Below are 25,740 nucleotides of genomic sequence, written 5' to 3' on the forward strand. Positions count from 1 at the left end.
GGACCCGGTGGCGAAGGGGACGGTGGCGGCGAAACTGTCAGCCGTCGCCGCTAGCGTGCCGGCCATGCTGAAGACGCTGGCGGTGCACGGGTACCGGTCTCTGCGCGACGTCGTGCTGCCCCTGGGCGAGCTGACCGTGGTGACGGGGGCGAACGGGGTGGGCAAGTCGAACCTGTATCGGGCGCTGGCGCTGCTGGGGGAGGCTGCGTCGGGACGGCTCATCGGGGCGCTGGCGAGGGCGGGCGGGCTCGCGTCGGTGTTGTGGGCGGGGCCCGAGACGATCAGCGGCGCGATGAAGCGCGGCGAGGTGCCGGTGGAGGGCACGGCGGGGCGGCGGCGTCCGGTGAGCCTGATGCTGGGGTTCGCGTCCGAGGGGTTCTCGTACCTGATCGACGTCGGGTTGCCCCCGCCGTCGCAGTCGCTGTTCGTCCACGACGCGCAGATCAAGCGCGAGGCGATCTGGGCGGGGCCGGTGCTGCGGCCGGCGGCCGTGCTCGCGTCGCGCGTGGGGGCCGGGCTGCCCGGGCACCTCAGCTTGCTGGCCGAGCTCGCCGACCCGCGGGGCAACCCCGAGGTGTCGGCCGTCCGGAGGGAGGTGATGGGGTGGCGGCTCTACGACGGGTTCCGCACGGACGCGGGCGCGCCGGCGCGGCGTCCGTGCCCGGGCACGAGAACGGACGCCCTCGCCGCCGACGGCGGCGACCTGGCGCCCGCGGTGCAGACGATCCTGGAGTCCGCGTGGGCCCGTCCGCTGGCGGACGCCGTGGCGGCGGCGTTCGACGGCGCGCGGCTCGAGGTGTCGGAGTCGCTCGGGCTGTTCGCCGTCTCGCTCCGGCAACGGGGGATGCTGCGTCCGCTGGAGGCGTCCGAGTGGTCGGACGGCACGCTCCGGTTCGTGTGCGTGGCGACCGCGCTGCTCTCCCCGGCGCCGCCGCCGCTGCTCGTGCTGAACGAGCCGGAGGCGTCCCTGCACCCGTCGCTGCTGGGGCCGTTGGCGGAGTTGGTGCGGCAGGCGTCCGGGCGGGGCCAGGTGCTCGTGGTGACGCACCACGAGGGGCTCGCGGAGGCGCTGGGGGGCGGCGGGGCCGTGTGCCACGAGCTGGTGAAGCCGCACGGGGAGACCGAGGTGGCCGGGCAGGGGCTGTTGACCCGGCCCACCTGGGAGTGGGGCTCGCGGCGGCGCTGAACCGTGTGACGTTCTCCACACCAGAGTGTGGAGAACGTCAGGTAGAAACGCACACGGGTTAGAGGCCTGCGGCGTCCAAGGCGTCGACGGCGGTGCTGCGTCCGAGGTCGATGAGTTCGGTCGCGCGGTGGAAGTCGAACACCCCGGCGGCCTCGATCGGGACGGTGAGCAGCACGTCGGGCGGGTTCGCCGCGATCCGGAACCGCCCGAGCATCGCCGCCGACACCCCGTACGACAGCGACAGCACGTCGGTCAGGCGCAGATCACGGGGGAGCTCCTGCAGCGTGAGATCGTCCACCGGCCCGCCGGACGCCTGCGCCGGCTGCGCCTCGCCCTCCTCGCGGCCACTCTCACCGTCGCCGTCCGCGCCCCGGTGTCGCCCGACCAGCGCCAGCAGCGACCGCACCGCCTCGCTGTCGAGCAGCCCGGCGGTGTTCCGCCGGAAGCGTTCGCGCCAGTCGGCGTCCTCTTCGTCGGACGACTCGCTCACCGGCTGATGCGTGCCCCCGTGACGCCCGCGCGCGGAGACGTCGACGGCGATCGTCAGGTCGGCGGGCGTCCCGAGCAGCGGCTCCATCGGCACCGGGTTGACGAGCCCGCCGTCCGCGAGGAGGCGTCCGTTGATCATCACCGGCGTGAACGCGGACGGAATCGCGATCGACGCCCGGATCGCCGTCGCCATCGGGCCGTGCTGGAACCACACCTCACGCTGGGTCGTCAGATCCGTTGCCACGGCGGTGAACGGGACGCGGCACTGCTCGATGCGCGCCCCATCGAGGATGTCCGCGACCCGGTCGATGACCCGCTGCCCCCGGATGATGCCCGGCGCGTTGAACGCCGGGTCGAGCAGCCGCAGCACGTCGCGCTGGCTCATGCCGGTGACCCACTCGGCGTACTCCTCCAGGCGTCCGGCCGCCTCCAGCCCACCGACCAGCGCGCCCATCGACGTGCCGGCGATCGCGACGACCGTGTGTCCGCGCGCCTTCAACTCGTCGATGATGCCGATGTGGGCGTACCCGCGCGCCCCTCCGGAGCCCAGTGACAGCGCGATCCGCATGGTTCGAAGCCTCCGATTCCCCTCGGTCGCAGCGGACGCCTGCGACCCCCGGACGCCTGTTTCGCGACGCCGGGTCGCCCACTGTAGCCGCGGAGCGAGGCGGTACATTGGCGCCGTGTCCGACACGATCACGAACATCCTCCTCATCGCCTTGTTCATCGTCATCGGGGGCGTGTTCGCGGCCGCGGAGATGGCTCTCGTCTCGCTGCGCGACTCGCAGGTGAAGCAACTGGCCACGCGGGGCACGCGCGGGCAGGCCGTCGCGTCGCTCGCGGGCGACCCCAACCTCTTCCTCAGCGCCGTCCAGATCGGCGTGACGCTCTCGGGCTTCCTGTCGGCCGCGTTCGGCGGCGCGACGCTGTCCGACGAGCTCGCCCCCGTCCTCGTCTCGTGGGGCCTGCCCGAGCCGGCCGCGCGACCCATCGCGCTGGTGCTGGTCACCATCGTCATCTCGTACTTCTCGATCGTGCTGGGCGAGCTGACGGCCAAGCGCCTCGCGATGCAGAGTTCCGAGTCGTTCTCGCTCGCACTGGCCCCGATGGTGCGCGTGATCGCGACCCTCGCCCGGCCGGTCATCTGGTTTCTCGGCGTCTCCACGAACGTGGCCGTGCGCGTTCTCGGCGGCGACCCGCGCGCGTCGCGCGAGGAGGTCACCGACGAAGAGCTCCGCGCCATGGTGAACAGCTCGGCCACGCTCGGCGAGCGCGAGCGGCAGATCGTGGACGAGGTGTTCGCGGCCGGCCAGGTGAGCCTGCGCGAGGCGATGATCCCGCGCACGGAGGTGGACTTCCTCGACGGCGACCTGCCCGCGTATCGCGCGCTCGGCGAGGTGGGGGAGGGCGCGCACTCGCGCTACCCGGTGGTGGGGCGTGACGTCGACGACGTGCTCGGGTTCCTGCACATCCGCGACCTCTTCGACCTCGATCCCAGCGAGCGCCAGACGCCGATCAGCCAGCTCGTCCGCCCGATCGACGCCCTGCCCGGCACGGTGAAGATCCTGCGGGCCCTGTCGTACATGCAGGCGAACAACCTGCACCTCATCATCGTCCGCGACGAGTACGGGGGCACCGCCGGCATCGTCACGATCGAGGACCTCGTCGAGGAGCTCATCGGCGACATCACCGACGAGTTCGACGAGCCCCTCGAGCCCGAGGCGACCACGTCCCCCGGCGAACTCGACGGGCTCACCACCCTGGAGGAGTTCGGCGAGCAGACAGGCTTCGCCATCCCCGAGGGCCCCTATGACACGGTCGCCGGGTTCGTCATGGCCCAGCTCGGACGCCTCCCCGCGGTCGGCGACGAGGTGGCGGCGGTGCTCAGCCCGGCCGAGATCGAGGGCGGGACGCCGGAGACCTTCGTTCTCCGGGTCACCGAGGTCGACGGACGCCGCGCCGCGCGCATCGCCGTCGAGAGACGCGGCCCGCTGCCCGAGGCGTCCGCCGAGTGAGGGGTGCGGGCCGGTGTGCGAGGGTCTCCGGACGCCGCTCGGCGCGCGGTCCGCGCTGCCGCTAGGGTGTCCCCCGGACCGTAGTGAGCAAGGCTGGGGGGTCCCATGAGCGACGACGGTGCTGCCTTTCTGGCGTCCGCCGAGGCCGGTGATCTGCTCGCGGCCGCGGTCGCGCACGCCGGCGGCGACCTGCTGAGCTGGGAGCTCGACCACATCGACAACAACCCGCAGCTCTCGACGACCGCGACCTTCGCCGCGCTCGTCGCCTGGCCGTACGGCCGCCGCGAGGAGTTGCTCGGCGTCTCGGCCCGCGCCGACGGCATCTCGGGCAACGACTCCAAAGCCGAGATCTTCGCCGACGGCGAGCGGCAGATGGCCGTCTGGCTCTACCCGCACGACCCCGATCTGCCCGGGTTGGCCCGCGCCGCCTACCCCGATTCCATGGCCGACGTGTTGAACGAGCACCGGGTCTTCCCCGAGAAGGTCGCGGGCTCCGACCTGACGCTCGACATGATCGGCTACCGGCCCCGCCGCCGCGCCGTGCTAAGCGTCGACGTCGCGGGCAACCCCGGGGAACGCCTCTACGTGAAGGTGCTCCGGCAGCGCTTGTTCGAGGAGGTCGCCCTCCGGCACCGCCTCCTCGCGGACGCGGGCGTCCCGGCGCCCGTCGTCGCCGCCGAGACGTCCGACTGCCTCCTGGTGCTGCGGGAGCTGCCGGGCGTCCCGCTGGCGCGCGCGGTCTTCGAGACCGTCCCGCCGTGCACCGGCGAGCAGCTTGTCGAGCTGCTGGACGCCATGCCCGCCGGCGTGGCGAAGCTGCCGCGGCGTCCGCCCTGGTCGGACTCGGTCGGGCACTACGGCGCGATGGTCACCGGCGCCTTGCCGGCCACCGAGCGCCGGATGGGGTGGCTCGTGCAGGCGATCTCCGCGGGGCTCGCCGGGATACCCGCCGGCGACGAGCCCACGCACGGAGACTTCCACGAGGGCCAACTGCACGTCGCGCGCGGGCGCGTCGTGGGCGTCCTCGACGTGGACACGATCGGCCCCGGCCGCCGCGCCGACGACCTCGCCTGCCTCGTCGCGCACCTGACGACGATCCAGCGCATGAACGGCGAGCAGACCGAGCGCGTGCATCGGCTCATCCGCGACTGGGTGCCGGTGTTCGACGAGCGGGTCGACCCCATCGAGTTGCGCCTGCGGGCCGCGGCCGTGATCATCTCGCTCGCGACCGGCCCCTACCGCGGGCAGGAGCCCGACTGGCAGCGTGAGACCCTCGCGATGCTGGACGCCGCCGAGGCCCTGGTCCGGCAGGTCGCCTGAGCGCCCCGGTGCCTCCGCGGCGCCGGCTCGTCAGCCTCCCGCGCGCGGGCGTCCGGACGAACGTCCGCCCTCCCGGAAGGGCTACGGAATGCGTCCCGGCGAACTCTCCGAAGCCCGCTCGCGAAAAGTGCCTCCGGAGTAGGCTGCCCACATGAGTGGATTGACTGAGTCTGGAACACCGTTTGAGCCGGTGTACGGCCCTGAAGCGCTGAAGGATTTCAAGCCCGAGGAGCAACTCGGTGCGCCGGGCAAGTATCCCTACACGCGGGGCGTATACCCGACCATGTACACCGCCCGCCCGTGGACCATGCGTCAGTACGCCGGCTTCGGCAACGCGCAGGAGTCCAACCAGCGGTACAAGGAGCTCATCGCCAACGGCACGATGGGCCTGTCGGTCGCCTTCGACCTGCCCACGCAGATGGGCCACGACTCCGACGCCCCGATCGCCGAGGGCGAGGTCGGCAAGGTCGGCGTCGCGATCGACTCGATCGAAGACATGCGGATCCTGTTCGACGGCATCGACCTCGGCAAGGTCTCCACGTCGATGACCATCAACGCCCCCGCTGCCGTGCTGCTGCTGCTCTACCAGCTCGTCGCCGAAGAGAACGGGACGCCGGCGGATCAGCTCACCGGCACGATCCAGAACGACGTGCTCAAGGAGTACATCGCCCGCGGCACCTACATCTTCCCGCCGGCCCCGTCGCTGCGGCTGATCTCCGACATCTTCGCGTACTGCCGCGACAACATCCCGAAGTGGAACACGATCTCGATCTCCGGCTACCACATGGCCGAGGCCGGCGCGACGCCGGCCGAGGAGATCGCGTTCACCCTCGCCGACGGCATCGCCTACGTCGAGGCCGCTCAGAAGGCCGGGCTGCACGTCGACGACATCGCGCCGCGCCTGTCGTTCTTCTTCGTGGCCCGCACGACGATCCTCGAGGAGGTCGCGAAGTTCCGCGCCGCCCGTCGCGTCTGGGCGAAGATCATGAAGGAGCGCTTCAACGCCCAGAAGCCGAAGTCGATGATGCTGCGCTTCCACACGCAGACGGCCGGCGTCCAGCTGACCGCGCAGCAGCCCGAGGTGAACATGGTCCGCGTGGCCGTGCAGGCGCTCGCGGCGACCATGGGCGGCACGCAGTCGCTGCACACGAACAGCTTCGACGAGGCCATCGCGCTGCCGACGCAGAAGGCGGCCCGCCTGGCGCTGCGCACCCAGCAGATCATCGCGTTCGAGTCCGACGTCTGCAAGACGGTCGATCCGTGGGCCGGCTCGTACGTCGTCGAGTCGTTGACGGACGCCCTCGAGGCCGAGATCTGGGAGTACATCGCGAAGGTCGACGAGCACGGCGGCGCCGTGAAGGCGATCGAGCAGAGCTACCAGAAGGGCGAGATCGAGGATTCGGCGTTCACCTACGCCACCCAGGTCGACAGCGGCGAGCGCGTCGTCGTCGGCGTCAACCGCTTCCAGATCGACGAGGAGGAGCACTACGAGCCCCTCCGCGTCGACCCGACCATCGGCGATCAGCAGAAGGCCCGCTTGGCCGACCTCCGCTCCCGTCGCGACAACGAGGCCGTCGAGGCCGCGCTCGCGAAGATCAAGGAGGCCGCGCAGGGCGACGAGAACCTGCTCTACCCGATGCGCGAGGCGCTGAAGCTGTCCGCCACGATCGGCGAGGTCTGCAACGCGCTCCGCGACGTCTGGGGCCAGTACCAGCCGAACGACGGCGTGTAAGCCTCTCGTCGGTTCAGCCGTGCGGCCCCCATCCGGTTCCCCGGGTGGGGGCCGCACCGCGTTCCGGACGCCGCCGGCTCGCGTTGCGGTTGGGTGACGAAAGCCGAAAAGAACGCCAGGTGAACTCCTGGGGCCGGGTTACGATGACCGTGCCCCGGACGCAGCCGGGCCTCAGACCACGCATGGAGGCGGCAGTGAAGAAGTCAATGATCGGCGCGGGCCTCGCGTTCGCCCTTGTCCTCGGCGGGTGTGCCACCCCGCCCGGTCAGACCACGACGGCGTCCCCGGGGGGCGCGTCGGCCACCACGGCGGCGACGCAGTCCGACTACCTCGCCTGCATGGTCTCCGACGAGGGCGGCTTCGACGACAAGTCGTTCAACGAGACCACATACAAGGGCATGATGGACGCCAAGGCCCAGCTCGGCATCCAGACGAAGGAGGTGCAGTCCTCCACGGTGGCCGACTACGCGAAGAACGTGCAGGCCATGGTCACCGCGAAGTGCAAGACCATCGTGACCGTCGGGTACGCCCTGGGCGACGCGACCGACAAGGCCGCGAAGGCGAACCCCGACATCAAGTTCGCCATCGTCGACTTCGGCTACGACAAGCCCGCCGACAACGTGAAGGGCCTCACGTTCGACACCGCGCAGCCGTCGTTCCTGGCCGGGTACCTCGCGGCGTCCCTGTCGAAGACCGGCACGGTCGGCACGTACGGCGGCGCGCCGTTCCCCACCGTCACCAGCTTCATGGACGGCTACGCCCGCGGCGTCGACTACTACAACCAGAAGAAGGGCAAGCAGGTCAAGGTCGTCGGGTGGAACCCCGCGAACAAGACCGGCACGTTCATCCCGGGTAACAAGTTCTCCGACGTGGCGGGCGGCAAGCAGCTCGCGAAGAACCTGATCTCGCAGGGCGCCGACGTCATCCTGCCGGTCGCGGGGCCGGCGTCCGAGGGCGGGCTGCAGGCGGCCCAGGAGTCGGGCGGCAAGGTGCTGTCGATGTGGGTCGACTCCGACGGCTACGAGTCGATGCCGAAGTACCGCGCCGTGATCCCGACCTCGGTCGGCAAGGCGATGGATGTCGCGGTGCTCGAGGCGATCAAGGAAGCCAAGGACGGCACGTTCAGCAACAAGACCTACGTGGGCACCCTGGAGAACAAGGGCGTCTACCTCGCGCCGTTCCACGACTTCGACAGCAAGGTGCCGGCCGAGACGAAGGCCGAGCTGGAGCAACTGCAAAGGGACATCATCTCCGGCGCGGTGAAGGTCACCGGCTAGGGCGAACGTCCGCGGCGAGGGGAGGTCCGGGTGGGCCTCCCTTCGCGCGTCCCGGGCGGAGGACCCGCCCGCCTCGTGGAAGGATGCTGGTTGTGGCCGAGCAAGACACCCGGGGGCTCCGGCTCCGTGGCATCACCAAGCGTTTCGGGTCGTTCACCGCGAACGACGCCGTCGACCTGGACGTACGCCCTGGCGAGATCCATTGCCTGCTGGGGGAGAACGGGGCCGGCAAGTCGACGCTGATGAACGTGCTGTACGGGCTGTATCAGCCCGACGGCGGCGAGATCCTCATCGACGGCGCGCCCGTCACCTTCGCCAACCCGAAGCAGGCCATGGCGGCCGGCATCGGCATGGTTCACCAGCACTTCATGCTGGTGGAGGTGTTCACGGTCGCCGAGAACATGGTCCTGGGCCGCGAGGGCGGCCCCCTCCTGAACAAGGACGCCGCCCGCGCCAAGGTGCGCGAGATCGGCCGGCGCTACGGCATGCCGGTCGACCCGGACGCCGTCGTCGAGGAGTTGCCCGTCGGCGTCCAGCAGCGGGTCGAGATCCTGAAGGCCCTCGCCAACGACGCGCGGTTCCTGATCTTCGACGAGCCCACCGCCGTGCTCACGCCGCAGGAGATCGACGAGCTGATGGCCGTCATGACCGCGCTGCGCGACGAGGGCAAGGCGATCGTCTTCATCACCCACAAGCTCCGCGAGGTGCGCGCGATCGCCGACCGCATCACGGTGATGCGGCGCGGGCGCATCGTCGGGCACGCCGAGCCGCACACCTCCGAGGCCGACCTCGCCGAGCTCATGGTCGGCCGGGCCGTCGATCTGCGGGTGGCGAAGGAGCCCGCGGAGGCGGGCGGCGTCCGGCTGGCGGTGGAGGATCTGCGGGTCGCGAACGCCGCGGGCGGCGTCGTGGTCGACGGGGTCAGCTTCGAGGTGCGCGGGGGAGAGATCCTCTGCGTGGCGGGCGTCCAGGGCAACGGGCAGTCCGAACTCGCGGACGCCCTCCTCGGCAACATCGCGCCCCTGTCGGGGTCGATCACGCTCGACGGGGCGTCCATCGCGAAGGCGACGCCGCGCGACACCATCCGGGCCGGGATGGGTTTCGTGCCCGAGGACCGGGAGGACGACGGCTTCGTCGCCCCCTTCACGATCGCCGAGAACCTCGTGCTCAACCGCGCCGGCGGGCCGCCGTTCGCGCGGGGCCTCGCGCTGAACCTGCCGGCGATCCAGGACAACGCGGAGCGGCTGCGGCAGGAGTTCGACATCCGCGCCCAGTCCATCGAAGACCCGGTGAGTTCGCTGTCGGGCGGCAACAAGCAGAAGGTCGTCCTGGCGCGCGAGCTGTCGCGCGACCTGTCGGTGCTCGTCGCCAGCCAGCCCACGCGCGGGGTCGACGTGGGCGCGATCGAGTTCCTGCACCGCCGCATCCTCGCCGAGCGCGACAAGGGCACGGCGGTCGTGCTGGTCTCGACCGAACTCGACGAGGTGGAGGCGCTGGCCGATCGTGTGCTCGTGATGTTCCGCGGCAAGGTCGTCGGGGTCGTCGGACCCGAGACGCCCCGCGACGTGATGGGCCTGATGATGGCCGGCGTCGGCTACGAGGAGGCGGTCCGCTCGGCCGGCGACGGCACGTCGGCCGCCGACGCCCCGCGCTCAGCCCCGGACGCCCCCGGCGAGTCCGCGAAGGAGAACCGATGAGCACAGCGACCACGGCGCCGCGGCGTCCGACCTGGTGGCAGGCGCATGGCCGCGCGTGGGTCGTGACCGTCGCCTCGTTCGTGCTGGCCCTGCTGGTCGGCGCGATCCTCATGGTCGTCTCCGACCCCGACGTCATCACCCAGTACGCCTACCTCTTCACTGCGCCCGGCCTGCCGCTCGGGGCGAGCTGGGCCAAGGTCGCGGGCACGTACTCGGCGCTGGTGGTCGGTGCGGTCGGCTCGCCAGGGGCCCTCGCCGCGACGGCCGGGGCCGCCGCCCCGCTGATCTGCGCGGGGCTCGGCGTCGGCCTCGCCTTCCGCACCGGGCTGTTCAACATCGGCGCCCAGGGCCAAGCGATCCTCGGGTCGATCGGGGCGTCGTATGTGGGCTTCGCCCTCCACCTGCCCCCGGTGCTGCACCTGATCGTCGCCCTGTTGGGCGGCCTGGTCGCCGGGGCGTTCTGGGGCGGGATCGTCGGGTTCCTCAAGGCCCGCACCGGGGCACATGAGGTGATCGTGACGATCATGCTGAACTACGTGGCGTCCATGCTGCTGAGCTGGCTGCTGCTCACGCCCGCGTTCCTGCGGCCGGGCCGCGACGACCCGCTCGCCCCCGAGATCGACGCGACGGCGGCGTTCCCGGTGATCTACCAGCAGTTCCACGTCGGCTTCCTGGTCGCGCTGCTCGCGGCGGCGGCCACGTGGTGGATCCTCGACCGCTCGACCATCGGCTTTCGGATGCGCGCCGTCGGCGCCAACCCGCACGCCGCCGGCACCGCCGGCATGAGCGTGGCGAACACGACCATCATCGCGATGGTGCTCTCGGGCCTGCTGTGCGGGCTCGCCGGCGTCCAGGCGGCGCTCGGCCCGGGCGCCGACCTCGTCGCCACGCCGCTGTCGCTCGGGCTCGTCGGGTCGGTCGGCTTCGACGCGATCACCGTCGCGCTGCTGGGGCGCAGCAAGCCGCTGGGCATCGTGTTCGCGGGCCTGCTGTTCGGCGGCCTGCATTCCGGCGGCCTGGCGATGCAGAGCCTCGCGGGCACGCCGCTCACGCTGTCGACCGTGCTGCAGGCGCTGATCGTGCTGTTCGTGGCCGCGCCGGCCCTGGTCAGCGCGCTGGTCCCGAAGCTGCGGCCCCCGAAGCAGACGTCCCTCGTCGGAGGTGAGGCATGAGCACGCTCGCCGCGTCGGCTGCCGGTCAGGTCATCCAGCTCGACTATCACGAATCCCGGGACGCCCGCCGCGCCCGCCTGTCGACCGGCGTCCTGCTCGGGCTGCTCGGGCTGCTGCTCGCGTGGCTCGCCACCCGGACGTCCGGGGACGCCGGCTACGCCCTCTCCAGCCCCTTCGACGCCGTCCAGTTGCCCACGGTGACCCTGCCCGGCGTCCCGACGGTCGTGGTGTCCGCGGTCGTCGCGCTGGTCGCGGCCGCCGTCTACCTCACCGGACGCCTCCACGGCCGCGCCCTCGCGGCCGTCGGCACCCTGGCCGGGCTCTTCGTCGCGCTGGGCGCGGTGACGTGGGCGGCGGCCGGCAGCGCGTTCCCGTTCCCGGTGAGCAACCAGCTCACGGGCACGGTCGCCCTGGCGACCCCGCTCGTGTTCGGCGCGCTGTGCGGCGTCCTGTGCGAGAACGCGGGCGTGGTGAACGTGTCGATCGAGGGCCAGTTCCTCGTCGCCGCGTTCACGGCCGGGGTCGTGGGCTCGGTGACCGGCTCGATCCCGGTCGCCCTCGTCGCCGCGGTGGTCTCCGCGGTCGCGATGGCCGCCCTGCTCGCCGTGTTCTCGATCAAGTACCTCGTCGACCAGGTCGTGCTGGGCGTCGTGCTGAACCTGCTGGCGTCCGGCATCACGGGCTTCCTGTTCGACCAGCTCGTGCAGCCGAACTCGGGCGACCTCAACGTGGCCCCGACGATGCCGACGATCGGGATCCCCGGCCTGTCGGCGATCCCGCTGCTCGGGCCGGTGTTGTTCAACCAGACGATCCTGGTCTACCTGGCCATGGTGTCGGTCGCGCTCGTGGCCTTCCTGCTGTACCGCACCCGCTGGGGGCTGCGCGTGCGGTCGGTCGGCGAGCATCCGGACGCCGCCGACACGGTGGGCATCTCGGTGCGGGGCATCCGCTGGCAGGCCGTGCTCGCGGGCGGCGTGTTCGCGGGACTGGGCGGGGCGTTCTTCACGATCGGCTCCACGGGCGGCTTCATCAAGGACATCACGGTCGGCAACGGCTTCATCGCGTTGGCCGCGTTGATCATGGGCCGCTGGCGTCCGGTGCGCGCCGCGCTGATGGCGGTGTTCTTCGGGTTCGTGACGCAGCTGGCGTCCCAACTGCAGACGCTGGAGACGCCGATGCCGACCCAGTTCCTGCTGATGCTGCCGTACGTCGCGACGATCGTGGCGGTCGCCGGCCTCATCGGACGCAGCCGCGGCCCGGCGGCCGACGGCGTCCCCTACACCAAGTGACGCGCGGCCCCGCGCCGGGCGTAGCCTCCACCCATGCGTGACATCGACTGGGACGCCCTGCGCACGTCCGCCGCGGACGTCGCCGGGCGCGCCTACGCGCCCTACTCCGACTACCGGGTGGGCGCGGCGGCCCTCGCGGACGACGGCCGCGTCGTCACGGGGTGCAACGTCGAGAACGCCGCGCTGGGCGTCGCGCTGTGCGCCGAGTGCGGGCTGATCTCGTCGCTCGTGGCCGGCGGCGGCGGACGCCTCGTCGCGTTCGTGTGCGTGAACGGCCCCGGCGACGTGATCATGCCGTGCGGGCGCTGCCGGCAGCTCCTGTGGGAGCACGGCGGGGCCGACCTGTTGATCGAGACGCCGGCGGGCGTCCGGACGATGGCCGACGTCCTGCCGCTGGCGTTCGGCGCCGACGACCTGAGAGAGGGGCAGGGACGATGAGCCTGGACATCGAACGGATCCGCGCGTTGCCGAAGGTGACGCTGCACGACCACCTGGACGGCGGGCTGCGCGCGCAGACCGTCGTCGAACTCTCCGCCGAGGCCGGCCACGCGCTGCCCACCACCGACCCGGACGCCCTGGCCGACTGGTTCTTCGAGGCCGCCGACTCGGGCTCGCTGGTGCGCTACCTGGAGACGTTCGAGCACACGATCGCCTGCATGCAGACCGCCGCCCACCTGCGCCGGGTCGCCCGCGAGTTCGTCGAGGATCAGTCCGCCGACGGCGTCGTCTACGCCGAGGCGCGGTGGGCGCCCGGCCAGCACACGGCCGGCGGGCTGAGCGTCGGCGAGGCGGTCGACGCGGTCCGTGACGGCATGGCCGAGGGCATGGACGCGGCCGCGCGCGCCGGGCGGCCGATCGTCGCGCGGCAGATCGTGACGTCGATGCGGCACGGGACGCCGCGTCCGGACATCGCGTCCCTCGCCGTCGACCGGCGCGACGACGGCGTGTGCGGCTTCGACATCGCGGGCGCGGAGGCGGGGTACCCGCCGAGCCTGCACGCGGCGTCCTTCGACTACCTGAGACGGCACAACGTGCCGTTCACGATCCACGCGGGGGAGGCGTTCGGGGTCGCCTCGATCTGGGAGGCCGTGCAGCTGTGCGGGGCGTCGCGCATCGGGCACGGCGTCCGGCTGGTGGAGGACATCGCGCGGACGGCGTCCGGGTACGAGCTGGGCGAGGTCGCGACCTACGTGCGCGACCGCCGCATCCCGCTGGAGCTGTGCCCGAGCTCGAACGTGCAGACGGGCATCTGCGACTCCGTCCGGACGCACCCGTTCGGGCTGCTGGCCGCCCTGCGGTTCCGGGTGACGGTGAACTGCGACAACCGCCTGATGAGCCGGACGACGCTGAGCCGCGAACTCGCCCTGCTCGCGGACGCCTTCGACTTCACGCTGAAGGACCTGCGCTGGTTCACCCTGAACGCGGCCAAGAGCGCCTTCTACCGCTACGACCGCCGCCGCGCGCTCGTGGAGGACGTGATCGTGCCCGGCTTCCGGGCGGCGGGCTGAGGAGGGGGCCGCCCCGCCACCGACGATAGGGTGGGGATCATGACAACGATCCTCGCCTGCGCGGCCTGGCCGTACGCCAACGGTCCGCGCCACATCGGCCACGTGAGTGGCTTCGCCGTGCCCTGCGACGTCTTCGCGCGCTACCAGCGAATGCAGGGCAACGACGTGTTGATGGTGTCGGGGACCGACGAGCACGGCACCGCGATCCAGGTGAAGGCCGACTCCGAGGGCCTCAGCGCCCGCGAGACCGCCGACAAGTACCACCGCGTCATCGCCGAAGACCTGCAGGGCCTCGGCCTCTCCTACGACCTGTACACCCGCACGACGACGCTGAACCACCGGGCGGTCGTCCAGGAGCTGTTCCGGGCGCTGTACGACAACGGCTACGTGACCACGAAGGTGACGATGGGCGCGATCAGCCCGTCGACCGGCCGCACGCTCGCCGACCGCTACATCGAGGGCACGTGCCCGATCTGCGGCTACGACGGCGCCCGCGGCGACCAGTGCGACAACTGCGGTAACCAGCTCGACCCGATCGACCTGAAGGACCCGCACAGCCGCATCAACGGCGAGGTGCCGGACTTCGTCGAGACCGAGCACTTCTTCCTCGACCTGCCGGCTCTCGCCGACCAGTTGCAGGCGTGGCTGGCCGACCGGGAGGACTGGCGTCCGAACGTCATCCGGTTCAGCCGGGAGTTCGCCAAGGACCTGAAGCCGCGCGCGATCACGCGCGACCTGGACTGGGGCGTCCCGATCCCGCTGCCGAAGTGGGAGAACGAGCCGATGAAGCGCATCTACGTGTGGTTCGACGCGGTCATCGGGTACCTGTCGGCGTCCGTCGAATGGGCGCGCCGCAGCGGCGACCCGGACGCCTGGAGGCGGTTCTGGACCGAGGGCAACGAGTCCTTCTACTTCATGGGGAAGGACAACATCACCTTCCACACGGTGATCTGGCCGGGCATCCTCACCGGCGCGAACGGGGAGGGTAGCCGCGGCGGCGAGCCGAGCGCGTTCGGGCGCCTCGACCTGCCGACGGAGATCGTGAGCAGCGAGTTCCTCACGATGTCGGGCTCGAAGTTCTCCACCTCGCGCAACAAGGTGATCTACGTGCGCGACTTCCTCGCCGAGTTCGGGCCGGACGCCCTGCGCTACTTCATCGCGGTCGCGGGCCCCGAGAACCAGGACACGGACTTCACGTGGGACGAGTTCGTCCGGCGCATCAACTTCGAGCTCGCCAACGAGTGGGGCAACCTGGTGAACCGCTCGATCTCGATGGCCTACAAGAACGTCGGCGCGATCCCCGAGGCGACCAAGCCTGAGCCGGTGGACGCCGAGCTGCTCGAGGCGTCCCGGGCCGCCTTCGAGACCGTGGGCGAACTGCTGGGCCGCTGCCGGTTCAAGCAGGCGATCAGCGAGGCGATGCGGGTGGTCGGGCTCGCGAACAAGTACATCTCCGACTGTGAGCCCTGGAAGCTCAAGGACGATCCGGAGCGCCGCGACACGGTCCTGGCCACCGCGCTGCAGGCCGTCGCCGACTGCAACACGCTGCTGACTCCGTTCCTGCCGCATGCGGCGCAGAAGGTGTTCGAGGCGCTCGGCGGCGAGGGCGTGTGGGCCGCGCAGCCCGAACTGGTGGAGGTCGACGAGGAGGGCGGGCCGGGCTACCCGGTGCTCCGCGGCGACTACGTGCACCAGCAGGCGCGGTGGGAGTCGATCCCGCTGAAGCCCGGCACGCCGCTGGCCAAGCCGACGCCGATCTTCCGCAAGCTTGACGAGAAGCTGGGAAAGACGGGGCCGGCCTGGGCGCCGGTCGCCTGAGAATCGCCCGGCGGCAACCATGAGCGATCACCCCGTCGCACCTGTCGAAGCCATCGACCGCGCCTTGCGGCTCTTGGACGCCCTCGCTCGCGCCGGCGCCGACGGCGCGACGCTGGCCGAGCTGTCGGCGTCCGAGCAGTTGAACAAGTCCACCGCCTACCGCGCGCTGGCGACCCTGCGCGCCCGCGGGTTCTGCACCCAGCAGGGCGGGAACGGCCACTACGTGCTCGGCGCCGCCGCGATCGGGCTGGGGGACTCCTTTTACTCCGACGTCAGCCTGAGGACGCTGTTGCATCCCGCGATCCTCGCGCTCTGCCGCGAGGTGGACGAGCTGGTGCACCTCGGCGTCCTGGCGGGGGACCAGGTGGTGTACCTCGACAAGGTCGAGCCGGAGCGGTCGATCCGCGTGTGGTCGCGGGTCGGGCAGACCGTGCCGGCGGCGACGAGTTCGCTCGGCCGGGCCGTGCTGTCGCGCATCTGCGACAGCGTCGACCAGCTTCCGCCCTACCTGGCGGGGCTGCCGGCGTCCCAGCGGCCCGAACCGGCTCGCCTGTGGCGGATGCTGCAGGACGCCCGCCGGCGCGGCTTCGCGACGGAGTGGGGAGAGAACCAGCCGGGGGTGGCCTGCCTGGGCGTCCCGGTGTTGCGGGGCATCTCGGCCGTGGCCGCGATCAGCGTGACCGCCCCGGCGGAGCGCATGACGGCCGAGCGGTGCGACGAGCTGGCCGGCGTCGTCGGTGAGCTGGTGCCGCGGTTCCTGCCCTCGGGCCTGACGATTCCGCCGTTGGGCGGCAACTGAGTGCACTTTCGCCGCAACCGTTGCCGAGGCGTCCGGACGAGGGCAGACTGTGTTTTGAACAGCGCGCCGGGGTGTTTCTCCTGGCGAAACGACTCAGAGACGAGGTACGAGTGAGCGACCGTTTGAACCATGCGAACCTCCCCGAGGGGCACCTCATCGGGGCGGCGGCGCCGCAGCGGACGGGCATCGTCCACTTCGGGCTCGGCAACTTCCACCGGGCGCACCTGGCGGTGTACACCGCCAAGGCGCTGGCCGAGGAGCCGGGCGACTGGGGCATCGTCGGCATCGCGAACCGCTCCCACCGCGTCGTCGACGCGATGGAGGCTCAGGAGCACCTGTATTCGATCCTCACGCTCGACCCGGCCGGCGAGGAGGTCGGCGTCGTCGACGTGCACCGGCGCACGTTCGTGGCGGCGGAGGATGGCCCGCAGGTGCTCGAGGCGATCGCCGACCCGGCCCACAAGATCCTGACGCTGACGATCTCGGAGGCGGGCTACCACCTCAACTCGCGCACGAACGAGCTGGAGACCTCCTCGCCCGACATCGCCGCCGACCTGGCCAACCCGGGCGAGCCGAAGACCCCGCTGGGCCTCATCGCCGAGGGGCTCGTGCGGCGCTTCGAGGCGAACCAGGCCCCGATCACCGTGCTCTCGTGCGACAACCTCGTCAGCAACGGCAACACGACGAAGGCGGCCGTCGGGCAGTACCTGGAGGCGTCCGGGGCGTCGGAGGCGATGCGCGCCTGGCTGGCCGAGAACGTGACGTTCCCGAACGCGATGGTCGACAGGATCGTCCCCGGGCCGACCGACGACACGAAGGCCGCGGTCGAGCGCATCCTGGGCGTCGAGGACGCCTGCCCCGTCCCCGCCGAGCGCTTCACGATGTGGGTGATCCAGGATCACTTCGCCGCGGGGCGTCCGAAGTGGGAGGCCGGCGGCGCGATCTTCACCGAGGAGGTCGAGAAGTACGAGCTCGTCAAGCTGCGCCTGCTGAACGGCTCGCACTCGCTGATCGCCTACCTGGGCGCGCTCGACGGGCGCGACACGATCCCGGCGTCGCGGGCCCAGCAGTTCGTCGCCGACTGCGTGCGCGCGGCCATCGAGAACGAGTACCTGCCGAGCATCCCGCTGCCCGACGGCTTCGACGCCCCCGCCTACATCGAGAGCCTGTTCGACCGCTGGAACAACACGGCCCTCGGCGACAAGACGTTCCGCGTCGGCTCCGACGGCTCCACGAAGCTCGTGCAGCGCGTGCCCGAGCCGGCCGTCCTGATGCTCGACCGCGGCGAGGTGCCGCAGCAGCTCGCCCTGACCGTCGCGGGCTGGATCTGCTGCGTCGTGCCCCCGGCCGGGTTCCAGCCCGGCCCCATCGCGGACGCCATGGCCGAGCCGGCGAAGGAGCGGCTGCTCGCCGCGACCCAGGACGCCACCGACGTGCGCTCGCACGTCACCGCGATCATGACCGGCGGCTTCTTCCCCGACGCCCTCGCCGCCCACCCCGAGTTCACCGACCGCGTCGTCGAGTTCTGCGAGGCCATCGTCAACGACGGCGTCCGGGCCGCCGCCCAACTCGCGCTCGCGCCCAGCCATTTCTGAGGAGAGAGAACAACGATGAAAGCCCTGATGATCCACGGCAAGGACGACATCCGCCTCGACGAGGTGCCGACGCCCGAGCCCACCGGCGACCAGGTCCGCGTGAAGATGGCCTTCGGCGGCATCTGCGGGTCCGACCTGCACTACTACTTCGAGGGGAAGAACGGCGAGTTCGTCGTCCGGGAGCCGCTGTGCCCCGGGCATGAGATGTCGGGCACCGTCGACCTCGACCCGTCGGGGGAGTACGAGCCGGGCACGCCGGTGACGTTCCACCCCGCGACGTTCGGCACCCCCGAGGAGGGGCTGGAGGACAAGCCGAACCTGTGGCCGAACGGCGCCTACCTGGGCAGCGCGTCCACGTGGCCGCACACCCAGGGTGCGATGAGCGAGTACTACCTGTTCGACAAGAGCCAGCTGCGGCGCCTGCCCGAGGGGCTCTCGCTGAAAGACGCGGCCCTCGCCGAGCCGTTGGCCGTCGGGCTGCACGCGATCAAGATCGCGGGCGGCGTCGAGGGCAAGAAGGTGCTCGTGTCGGGGTCGGGCCCGATCGGGCTGCTGCTGGTCGCGGCGGCGGTCTCGCTCGGGGCCGCCGAGGTGACGGCCACCGACGTGCTGGACGGCCCGCTGGAGCGGGCGGCGTCCGTGGGGGCGACGCGGACGATCAACGTGACGGCCGAGCAGATCCCCGCGCTGACGTACGACGTGGCGTTCGAGGCGTCCGGGGTGCCGGTGGCGATCACGCCGGTGATGGCGGCCGTCCGGCGGGCCGGCACGGTCGTGCAGGTCGGGATGCTGCCGGACGAGCCGCGTCCGATCAACCTGGCCGCGTTCGTGTCCAAGGAGATCACCTACCACGGCACGTTCCGGTTCAGCGACGAGGTCGACCAGGCCGTCGAGATGCTGGCCAGCGACCCGCGCATCGCGGGGGTCGTCACGCATGTGATCCCGGCGGAGGACGCCGTGGAGGCGTTCGAGACCGCGAAGAACTCCCAGATCTCCGGCAAGGTGCTCGTCGAGCTCTGGGGCTGAGACCCGGCCATCCTGGCCACCCGCAGGCCGCCGCGGCGGCGTCCCTCGCGCAGGGGCGCCGCCGCGGCGCATATGCGCTAGTCGGACGCCTCCGTCTGCCGCGCGTAGCGCGACGCCAGCGCGGAGCAGGCCATGAGCTGGGCCTGGTGGAAGATCATCAGCGGCAGCATGATGAGCCCGATCGGCTGGCCGGCGAAGAGCACGGTCGCCATCGGCAGCCCGGACGCCAGCGACTTCTTCGTGCCGCAGAACTGGATCGCGATGGCGTCCTCGCGGTTGAAGCCCGCCCAGCGGGCGACGTGCCACGACAGCCACAGCACGGCGGCGAGCACGACGAGGCAGACGGCGACGACCACGGCGATGTCGCGCGGGCCGACCATGGACCAGATGCCCTCGCGGATGCCGGCGGAGAAGGCCGAATACACGACGAGCACGATCGAGCCCTGGTCGACGAGCTTCAGCTTCTTGTGCCGGGCGACGAAGTCGGCGGTCCACCGGCGGGAGAGTTGGCCGATGACGAACGGCACGAGGATCTGCCCGACGATGTCGAGGATCGAGTCGAGGCCCACGTCGGCGTGGCCGGTCGTGTTCATGAGCGCGATCGTGAGCAGCGGGGTGAGGAAGACCCCCAACAGGTTGGACGCCGACGCGCTCACGATCGCCCCGGCGACGTTGCCGCGCGCGATGGAGGTGAAGTTGATCGAGCTCTGCACGGTGGAGGGGCACAGGGTCACGAACAGCAGCCCGGCGTACAGGTCGGGGGAGAGCACGCCGGGCGACAGGAACCCCAACAGCAGCCCGATCAGGGGGAACAGCACGAACGTGAACGCGAGGATCGTGAGGTGCAGCTTGTAGTGGCGCAGCCCGTCGAGCGCCTCGCGCGGGTGGAGCCGGGCGCCGTAGAGGAAGAAGAGGATGAAGATCGCGATTCGCGTCGCCCATTCCAGGATCGGGATGCCGACGCCGCGCGCCGGCAGCAGGGACGCCGTGACTGCGGCCGCGATGATCGCCAGGAGAAACCGGTCGATCCGGATTTTGCCGCGCGCTGCCATGGCGGCCACCCTAGTGGCATGCCGTTGATTCCCGTGACCGAGCCCGCGGACGTCCGGTTGCGCGACTACGTGTCGCTGAGGGACGCCTCCCTGCGGCGGTCACTGGAGACCGAGCGCGGCCTGTTCATCGCCGAGGGCGAGAAGGTGATCCGCCGGGCGGTGGAGGCCGGGCACCGGCCGCGGTCGTTCCTGCTGGCGGAGCGGTGGCTGGCGGGGCTCGCCGACGTGCTGGCGCGCCATCCTGAGGCGCCGGTGTACGTCGTGACCGAGGCGCTGGCGGAGCGGGTGACGGGGTTCCACGTGCATCGGGGGGCGCTGGCCTCGCTGGAGCGCGGGGAGCCGGCGTCGATGGGGGATCTGCTGGGGCTGAGCCGGCTGGTCGTGGCGGAGGACATCGTCGACCACACGAACGTGGGGGCGATCATCCGGAACGCGGCGGGGCTCGGGTGGGACGGCGTCCTGCTGGCGCCGCGGGCCGCCGACCCGCTGTACCGGCGGGCGATCAAGGTGTCGATGGGGACGGTGTTCTCGCTGCCGTGGGCCCGCATCGACGACTGGGAGGCGGCGGTGCCGGCGCTGCGGGCGTCCGGGTTCACGGTGGCCGCGCTCGCGCTGAGCGAGGGGGCGGTGACGCTGGAGGAACTCGTGGGCCGCGGGCGTCCGGAGAAGCTGGCGCTGCTCGTCGGCACCGAGGGGGCCGGGCTGTCGGAGCGGTGGGTGCGGGAGGCGGACGTCGTCGTCCGGATCCCCATGGAGCACGGCGTCGACTCCCTGAACGTCGCCGCCGCGACCGCGGTGGCGTGCTGGGCGTTGCGCTAGCGAGGGGGCGTCCGGGCGTCCGGGTGGCAGACGGACGCCGGCGGCGTCCACCGGGCTCGACGGACGCCCGCGGCGTCAGTCGTCGGCAGCCGCCTTGCGCGGCGACACCGGCCAGTCGGCGGGGTAGAGGTGCGCGACGGCGGCCTGCCGCTCGTCGAGCTTGCGACGCGACCGCGAGCTGAGCCGGTCGCCGAAGACGGTGCCGTTCAGGTGGTCGGTCTCGTGCTGCAGGCAGCGGGCGAGGAACCCGGCGCCCTCGACGGTGACCGGCTCGCCCCAGACGTCGACGCCGGTGCAGGTGGCCTTGTCGGGGCGGGCGAGGCTCTCGTAGGCGCCCGGGAACGACAGGCAGCCCTCCTCGCTGGCCTCGAGGTTGCGCTCCTTGCCGGTGGGGAGCGTGACGGTCGGGTTGCAGATGGCCCCGTGGTGGATCTTGTTGTCGTCGTCGGGGCACTCGAAGACGAACAGCGCGAGGTCGAGGCCCACCTGCGTGGCCGCGAGCCCGACGCCCTGGGCGGCGCGCATGGTCGCGAACATGTCGCGGGCGAGCTGCCGGAGCTCGTCGTCGAACTCGGTCACCGGGCGCGTCTGCTCGTGCATGACGGGCTCACCCCACCGGGTGATGGGCAACACCTTCCCACCCTGCCGCAGATCGTCGTCGCCCATGAGCTCCCTCTCCTCGCCGCCGTGAAACGCCGGGACCGCCGGTGCGGCGTCCCGAGCAACCTGACCATTCTGGCACGCTGAGGAGCGTGACCGAGACGCTGCCCGACCCGTTCGGGGCCCTGCTGCGCTCGTACCGTGTCCACCTGGACGCCGAGCGGCACCTGTCGCCGCACACCGTCCGGGCGTACGAGGGGGACCTGGCGGACCTGGCCTGGTTCGCGTTGGGGGAGGGCGTCACCGCGTGGACGGGCGTCGACCTGCGGACGCTGCGCCGCTGGCTCGCCGGCCAGCACGAGCGCGGAGCCGAGCGGGCGTCCCTGTCGCGGCGGGCGACGGCCGCGCGGGTGTTCTTCGCGTGGGCGTCCCGGACGGGCGCGCTTCCGGGCAACCCGGCGTCCGGGTTGCGCTCACCCAAGCCGGCCCGCGCGCTGCCGCCGACGCTCGACCGCGGCGTCGCCACGGAGCTCTTCGCGCACCTGGACGCCCGCGTGGCCGACGCGGACACGGACGCCGACGTCGCGATCGCCCTGCGCGACAGCGCGATCGTGGAGATGCTGTACAGCAGCGGCATGCGGGTGTCGGAGCTGTGCGGGCTGACGGAGGCGTCCGTGGATTGGGAGCGCGGCCTCGTCCGGGTGCGCGGCAAGGGCGACAAGGAGCGCTCCGTGCCGCTCGGCGGCCCGGCCCGGCGGGCGCTCGAGGCCTGGCTGGACGCCCGCCCATTGCTCGCCGCCCCCGCCGAGGACGCCGTCTTCGTCGGGCGCCGGGGCGCGCGGATCGACCAGCGCGTCGTCCGCAGGGTGGTGCACGCGGCTCTCGCCGCCGTCCCGGACGCCCCCGACCTCGGCCCCCACGGGCTGCGCCACGCCATGGCGACCCACCTGCTCGAGGGCGGCGCAGACCTGCGCAGCGTGCAGGAGATGCTCGGCCACTCCTCGCTCGCGACCACGCAGATCTACACCCACGTGACCAACGAACGACTGCGGGACGCCTTCCGCCAGGCCCACCCGCGGGCGTAGGGGCCCCCTCACCACAGCCCCTGCGGGTCGACGGCTTTGCCGCCCAGCTTCGTGCCGAAGTGCAGGTGGCACGCCGTGCTCCACCCCGTGCTGCCGACCCAGCCGACGACCTGCCCGCGGCGCACGCGTTCGCCGGCCCGCACCCCGTACCCCTGGGCGTGCAGGTAGCTCGTGCTGAGCGACGCGCCGCCCCGCGGGGCGTGGTCGACGACCAGCCGCCACCCACCGGAGGAGTCGTAGCCCATGTGCGACACGACCCCGTCGGCTGCCGCCCTGATCGGCGAGCCGCAGCGCGCGCCCATGTCGACCCCCGCGTGCAGCCGCCACACCTTGAAGATCGGATGCAACCGCATGCCGAAGCGCGAACCCACCGCGGCGCTCACCGGGCGCGCCAACGGCCCCCCGGACGACCGCGTCGCCCCCACCGCCGGCATCTCGGCCGCCGCCTCCAGCATCTGTCTGGCCAGCCGCAGCTCGGCCCGCGCCCGGGCGCGGGCGGCCGCCGCGTCCGGCAGCAGTCGCACCTGCGCCCCCGACAGCAGGCTCAGCGGATCGAGGTACTCCTCGCCCCGCTTGAGCCCCCAGTGGAGGCACTGCCCGCCGGGGCAGGAATGCCCGGACGCCAGCCGCCCCACCACCTGCCCCGCCGTCACCGACTGCCCGACCCGCACGGACGCCTCCACCGGCTCCAACGTCGTGCGCAGCTCGCCGTGGCTCACCACGACGACGCCCCGCCCGGCGAGCACCCCCGCGAACGTGATGACCCCCGCCGCCGGCGCCCGGACCGCACCCCCGGGGCCCGCTAGCAGATCGACCCCGCGGTGCCCGACCCCCCAGCGCAACTCGGGCGGGTCGAAGCTCCGCGCCACCCGCCCGGGCACGGGCGCCGTGCCCGCCAGCCCCGACGCCGCCGGCGCCCCGGCGACCAGCGCCCCCGCCGCCAGGGCCGTCGCCAGCGCCCACGCGGCCGCCCCCCTCTGTACTCTGCCCATGACACCTCCTCACCCATCACTATGGGGAGGCCGTGTCACCGCTTGTCAGCAGGGTTTCGACCGCCTCGGCGGGCCGAGAAGAGCCCCGCCCGCGTCCCTCCGCTGTCGCGCGCCGGGGCCGGGGGCGTCCTGGGCCGTCACGGCGTTTTGAAGCGAGGCCCACCAGGGCCGTAGAATGCCCTCAGCGGCCCGGCCGATCCGGGTCGACTTCGCATGCGGTCTTACCACCCAGGTGGGCCGGCTCCGTGGTCCCCGCAAGGGGCGGGGCTCGGCGTCCGCATCAGGCGGGCCGAAGGTTTCGGCTCGAACAACCCACAGCGGTGGGCCGCTCGCGCGTGCGCGAGGCGTCCGCTGCGCAGAAAGGAACGGCCATGGCCGTCGTCACCACGCGTCAGCTGCTCGAGGCCGGTGTCCACTTCGGGCACCAGACCCGTCGTTGGAACCCGAAGATGAAGAAGTTCATCTTCAGCGAGCGCAACGGCATCTACATCATCGACCTGCAGCAGTCGCTCACCTACATCGACAACGCCTACAAGTTCGTCCGGGAGACCGTCGCCCGCGGCGGCCAGATCCTGTTCGTCGGCACCAAGAAGCAGGCCCAGGAGGCCATCGCCGAGCAGGCCACGCGCGTCGGCATGCCGTACGTGAACCAGCGCTGGCTGGGCGGCATGCTCACCAACTTCGGCACGATCTCCAAGCGCATCGGCAAGATGAAGGAGCTCGAGGCCATCGACTTCACCAACGTCGCCGCGTCCGGCCTCACCAAGAAGGAGCTCCTCGGCGAGGAGCGCAAGAAGGAGAAGCTGGAGAAGACCCTCGGCGGCATCCGCGACATGGGCAAGCTGCCCCAGGCGATCTGGGTGGTCGACACCAAGAAGGAGCACCTGGCCATCGACGAGGCGCGCAAGCTGCGCATCCCGATCGTCGGCATCCTCGACACGAACTGCGATCCCGACGAGGTCGACTACGCCATCCCCGGCAACGACGACGCGATCCGCTCCGTGGCGCTGCTGACCCGCATCGTGGCCGACGCCGCCGCCGAGGGCCTGCTGGCCCGCTCGCAGGGCAACGCTCAGGCCGGCGAGACCGCCGAGCCGATGGCCGACTGGGAGCGCGAGCTCCTGGGCGCGGCCGCGGTCGAGCAGACGACCTCCGAGGCGGAGGCCGTCGAGGGGTCCGACGCGCAGGGCAACCAGCTCGCCGACCAGGTCGAGGGCGCCGCGGCCGAGACCGCCGCCCTGGAGCAGGATCCAGCGGCCGAGGCTGCTGCCGAGTCGGCCGGCGCGCCCGAGGGTGCCGCCGCGGCCGAGGCCGCGGCGTCCGAGACCGAAGCCAAGTAATCCCGCGCGAGCACGCGCGATCCGACCACAAGAACGGGAAGCAACCATGGCTATCACTGCCGCTGATGTGAAGAAGCTGCGCGACCAGACCGGCGCCGGAATGATGGACGCCAAGAAGGCCCTCACCGAGGCCAACGGCGACTTCGAGGCCGCCACCGAGCTGCTGCGCGTCTCGGGCGCCGCGAAGGTGTCCCAGCGCTCCGACCGCGAGGCCAGCAACGGCCTCGTCGCCGGCAAGGGCACCACGCTCATCCAGCTCGGCGCCGAGACCGACTTCGTCGCCAAGAACGCCGAGTTCACCGCCCTCGCCGACCAGATCGTCGAGGCCGTGGACGCTGCCGGTGCGGCCGACGTGGAGGCCGCGAAGGCCGCCACGCTGGCGTCCGGCAAGACGGTCGCGGACGCCGTCGGTGAGCTGTCCGCGAAGATCGGCGAGAAGCTGGAACTGGCCGCCGCCGTGCACTACGACGAGCCGGTCGCGCTCTACCTCCACCGCCGCAGCCAGGACCTGCCGCCGCAGGTCGGCGTGCTCGTCGAGTACACGGGCGAGGGCGCCGACGAGTTCGTCCGGAGCATCTGCATGCAGATCGCCGCGATGAGCCCGCGCTGGGTGACCCGCGACGAGGTCCCGGCCGACGTCGTGGAGAAGGAGCGCCACGTCGCCGAGCTGACCGCGAAGGAGGAGGGGAAGCCCGAGAAGATCATCCCGCGCATCGTCGACGGCCGCCTGAACTCCTTCTACAAGGAGGTTTGCCTCATCGAGCAGCCCTCGGTCTCCGACGACAAGAAGACCGTCCGCCAGCTGCTGAAGGACAACGGCGTCACGGTGAAGCGGTTCGCCCGCTTCTCCGCCGGCGCGTGAGTTTCGTCCGACGCATCTACTAGAGTGAAGTGCGCCGCGGCCCCCGGGGTCGCGGCGCACTGTCACT

General features: G+C 71.8%; 22 protein-coding genes. 18 read left to right on the top strand and 4 right to left on the bottom strand.

Features of this window, described 5'->3' with window-relative positions; all coding sequences use genetic code 11:
• Positions 1-1,186 (top strand): AAA family ATPase (locus WMJ97_RS05255; RefSeq protein ID WP_347347921.1); only part of this gene is annotated, 1,186 nt, incomplete at its 5' end.
• Between the two features lie 58 nt (positions 1,187-1,244).
• On the opposite strand, the gene WMJ97_RS05260 is transcribed toward WMJ97_RS05255, so the two are convergent.
• Positions 1,245-2,243 (bottom strand): patatin-like phospholipase family protein, encoded by a 999-nt coding sequence (locus WMJ97_RS05260; protein ID WP_347347922.1) that lies wholly within the window; start codon positions 2,241-2,243, stop codon positions 1,245-1,247.
• Positions 2,244-2,358: 115 nt separating this feature from the next.
• On the opposite strand from WMJ97_RS05260, the gene WMJ97_RS05265 reads away from it, so the two are divergent.
• The 13 genes from WMJ97_RS05265 (at position 2,359) to WMJ97_RS05325 (ending at position 18,923) form a co-directional block, all read left to right on the top strand.
• Positions 2,359-3,690, top strand: a complete 1,332-nt coding sequence (locus WMJ97_RS05265) for a hemolysin family protein (protein WP_347347923.1) — start codon at positions 2,359-2,361, stop codon at positions 3,688-3,690.
• 105 nt (positions 3,691-3,795) lie between these two features.
• Positions 3,796-5,010, top strand: a complete 1,215-nt coding sequence (locus WMJ97_RS05270) for a phosphotransferase (RefSeq protein WP_347347924.1) — start codon at positions 3,796-3,798, stop codon at positions 5,008-5,010.
• Between the two features lie 151 nt (positions 5,011-5,161).
• A complete protein-coding gene (locus tag WMJ97_RS05275; protein ID WP_347347925.1) occupies positions 5,162-6,742 on the top strand; it encodes a methylmalonyl-CoA mutase family protein in 1,581 nt (526 codons plus the stop codon).
• A gap of 194 nt (positions 6,743-6,936) precedes the next feature.
• Positions 6,937-8,019 carry a BMP family ABC transporter substrate-binding protein gene (locus WMJ97_RS05280; RefSeq protein ID WP_347347926.1) on the top strand — a complete coding sequence of 361 codons (1,083 nt, stop codon included), beginning with the start codon at positions 6,937-6,939 and terminating at the stop codon, positions 8,017-8,019.
• Between the two features lie 92 nt (positions 8,020-8,111).
• Positions 8,112-9,716 (top strand): ABC transporter ATP-binding protein, encoded by a 1,605-nt coding sequence (locus WMJ97_RS05285; protein ID WP_347347927.1) that lies wholly within the window; start codon positions 8,112-8,114, stop codon positions 9,714-9,716.
• Complete coding sequence (locus WMJ97_RS05290; protein WP_347347928.1) at positions 9,713-10,888, top strand: ABC transporter permease; 1,176 nt, start codon at positions 9,713-9,715, stop codon at positions 10,886-10,888. Before WMJ97_RS05285 ends, WMJ97_RS05290 begins: the two co-directional genes overlap by 4 nt.
• The gene (locus WMJ97_RS05295; RefSeq protein WP_347347929.1) at positions 10,885-12,177 is read left to right on the top strand and encodes an ABC transporter permease; all 1,293 of its coding nucleotides are present in this window, start codon (positions 10,885-10,887) and stop codon (positions 12,175-12,177) included. Before WMJ97_RS05290 ends, WMJ97_RS05295 begins: the two co-directional genes overlap by 4 nt.
• Positions 12,178-12,210: 33 nt before the next feature.
• Complete coding sequence (locus WMJ97_RS05300; RefSeq protein WP_347347930.1) at positions 12,211-12,615, top strand: cytidine deaminase; 405 nt, start codon at positions 12,211-12,213, stop codon at positions 12,613-12,615.
• Positions 12,612-13,685: an adenosine deaminase gene (locus WMJ97_RS05305; RefSeq protein ID WP_347347931.1), complete on the top strand. Its 1,074-nt coding sequence runs from the start codon at positions 12,612-12,614 to the stop codon at positions 13,683-13,685. The genes WMJ97_RS05300 and WMJ97_RS05305 overlap by 4 nt, the downstream gene beginning before the upstream one ends.
• Before the next feature lie 39 nt (positions 13,686-13,724).
• Positions 13,725-15,503 (top strand): methionine--tRNA ligase, encoded by a 1,779-nt coding sequence (gene metG, locus WMJ97_RS05310; protein ID WP_347347932.1) that lies wholly within the window; start codon positions 13,725-13,727, stop codon positions 15,501-15,503.
• 19 nt (positions 15,504-15,522) lie between these two features.
• Positions 15,523-16,302 carry an IclR family transcriptional regulator gene (locus WMJ97_RS05315; RefSeq protein WP_347347933.1) on the top strand — a complete coding sequence of 260 codons (780 nt, stop codon included), beginning with the start codon at positions 15,523-15,525 and terminating at the stop codon, positions 16,300-16,302.
• Positions 16,303-16,412: 110 nt separating this feature from the next.
• Positions 16,413-17,897, top strand: coding sequence for a mannitol dehydrogenase family protein (locus tag WMJ97_RS05320; protein WP_347347934.1), 1,485 nt, complete (start codon positions 16,413-16,415; stop codon positions 17,895-17,897).
• Between the two features lie 15 nt (positions 17,898-17,912).
• The gene (locus tag WMJ97_RS05325; protein WP_347347935.1) at positions 17,913-18,923 is read left to right on the top strand and encodes an L-idonate 5-dehydrogenase; all 1,011 of its coding nucleotides are present in this window, start codon (positions 17,913-17,915) and stop codon (positions 18,921-18,923) included.
• Positions 18,924-19,000: 77 nt separating this feature from the next.
• Here WMJ97_RS05325 and WMJ97_RS05330 read toward each other — a convergent pair whose 3' ends face one another.
• On the bottom strand, positions 19,001-19,975 hold the full coding sequence (locus WMJ97_RS05330; protein ID WP_347347936.1) for a bile acid:sodium symporter family protein: 975 nt from the start codon (positions 19,973-19,975) through the stop codon (positions 19,001-19,003).
• Positions 19,976-19,993: 18 nt separating this feature from the next.
• Between WMJ97_RS05330 and WMJ97_RS05335 the strand changes: the two genes are divergently transcribed.
• On the top strand, positions 19,994-20,794 hold the full coding sequence (locus tag WMJ97_RS05335; protein ID WP_347347937.1) for an RNA methyltransferase: 801 nt from the start codon (positions 19,994-19,996) through the stop codon (positions 20,792-20,794).
• 75 nt (positions 20,795-20,869) lie between these two features.
• Here WMJ97_RS05335 and def read toward each other — a convergent pair whose 3' ends face one another.
• Positions 20,870-21,460 carry a peptide deformylase gene (def, locus tag WMJ97_RS05340; protein WP_347347938.1) on the bottom strand — a complete coding sequence of 197 codons (591 nt, stop codon included), beginning with the start codon at positions 21,458-21,460 and terminating at the stop codon, positions 20,870-20,872.
• A gap of 86 nt (positions 21,461-21,546) precedes the next feature.
• On the opposite strand from def, the gene WMJ97_RS05345 reads away from it, so the two are divergent.
• A complete protein-coding gene (locus WMJ97_RS05345) occupies positions 21,547-22,479 on the top strand; it encodes a tyrosine recombinase XerC (RefSeq protein WP_347347939.1) in 933 nt (310 codons plus the stop codon).
• A gap of 8 nt (positions 22,480-22,487) precedes the next feature.
• On the opposite strand, the gene WMJ97_RS05350 is transcribed toward WMJ97_RS05345, so the two are convergent.
• Positions 22,488-23,471, bottom strand: a complete 984-nt coding sequence (locus tag WMJ97_RS05350) for a peptidoglycan DD-metalloendopeptidase family protein (protein ID WP_347347940.1) — start codon at positions 23,469-23,471, stop codon at positions 22,488-22,490.
• 371 nt (positions 23,472-23,842) lie between these two features.
• Between WMJ97_RS05350 and rpsB the strand changes: the two genes are divergently transcribed.
• Together rpsB and tsf are read left to right on the top strand one after the other, a co-directional pair.
• Positions 23,843-24,811 carry a 30S ribosomal protein S2 gene (rpsB, locus tag WMJ97_RS05355; RefSeq protein WP_347347941.1) on the top strand — a complete coding sequence of 323 codons (969 nt, stop codon included), beginning with the start codon at positions 23,843-23,845 and terminating at the stop codon, positions 24,809-24,811.
• A 46-nt stretch (positions 24,812-24,857) separates the two neighbouring features.
• Entirely contained in the window at positions 24,858-25,673 is an 816-nt protein-coding gene (tsf, locus tag WMJ97_RS05360) for a translation elongation factor Ts (RefSeq protein WP_347347942.1), read from the top strand.
• Positions 25,674-25,740: the final 67 nt, after the last annotated feature.

Origin of the sequence: Nigerium sp., from assembly GCF_039811905.1 — a bacterium.
In the GTDB taxonomy this organism is placed as follows: domain Bacteria; phylum Actinomycetota; class Actinomycetes; order Propionibacteriales; family Propionibacteriaceae; genus Propioniciclava.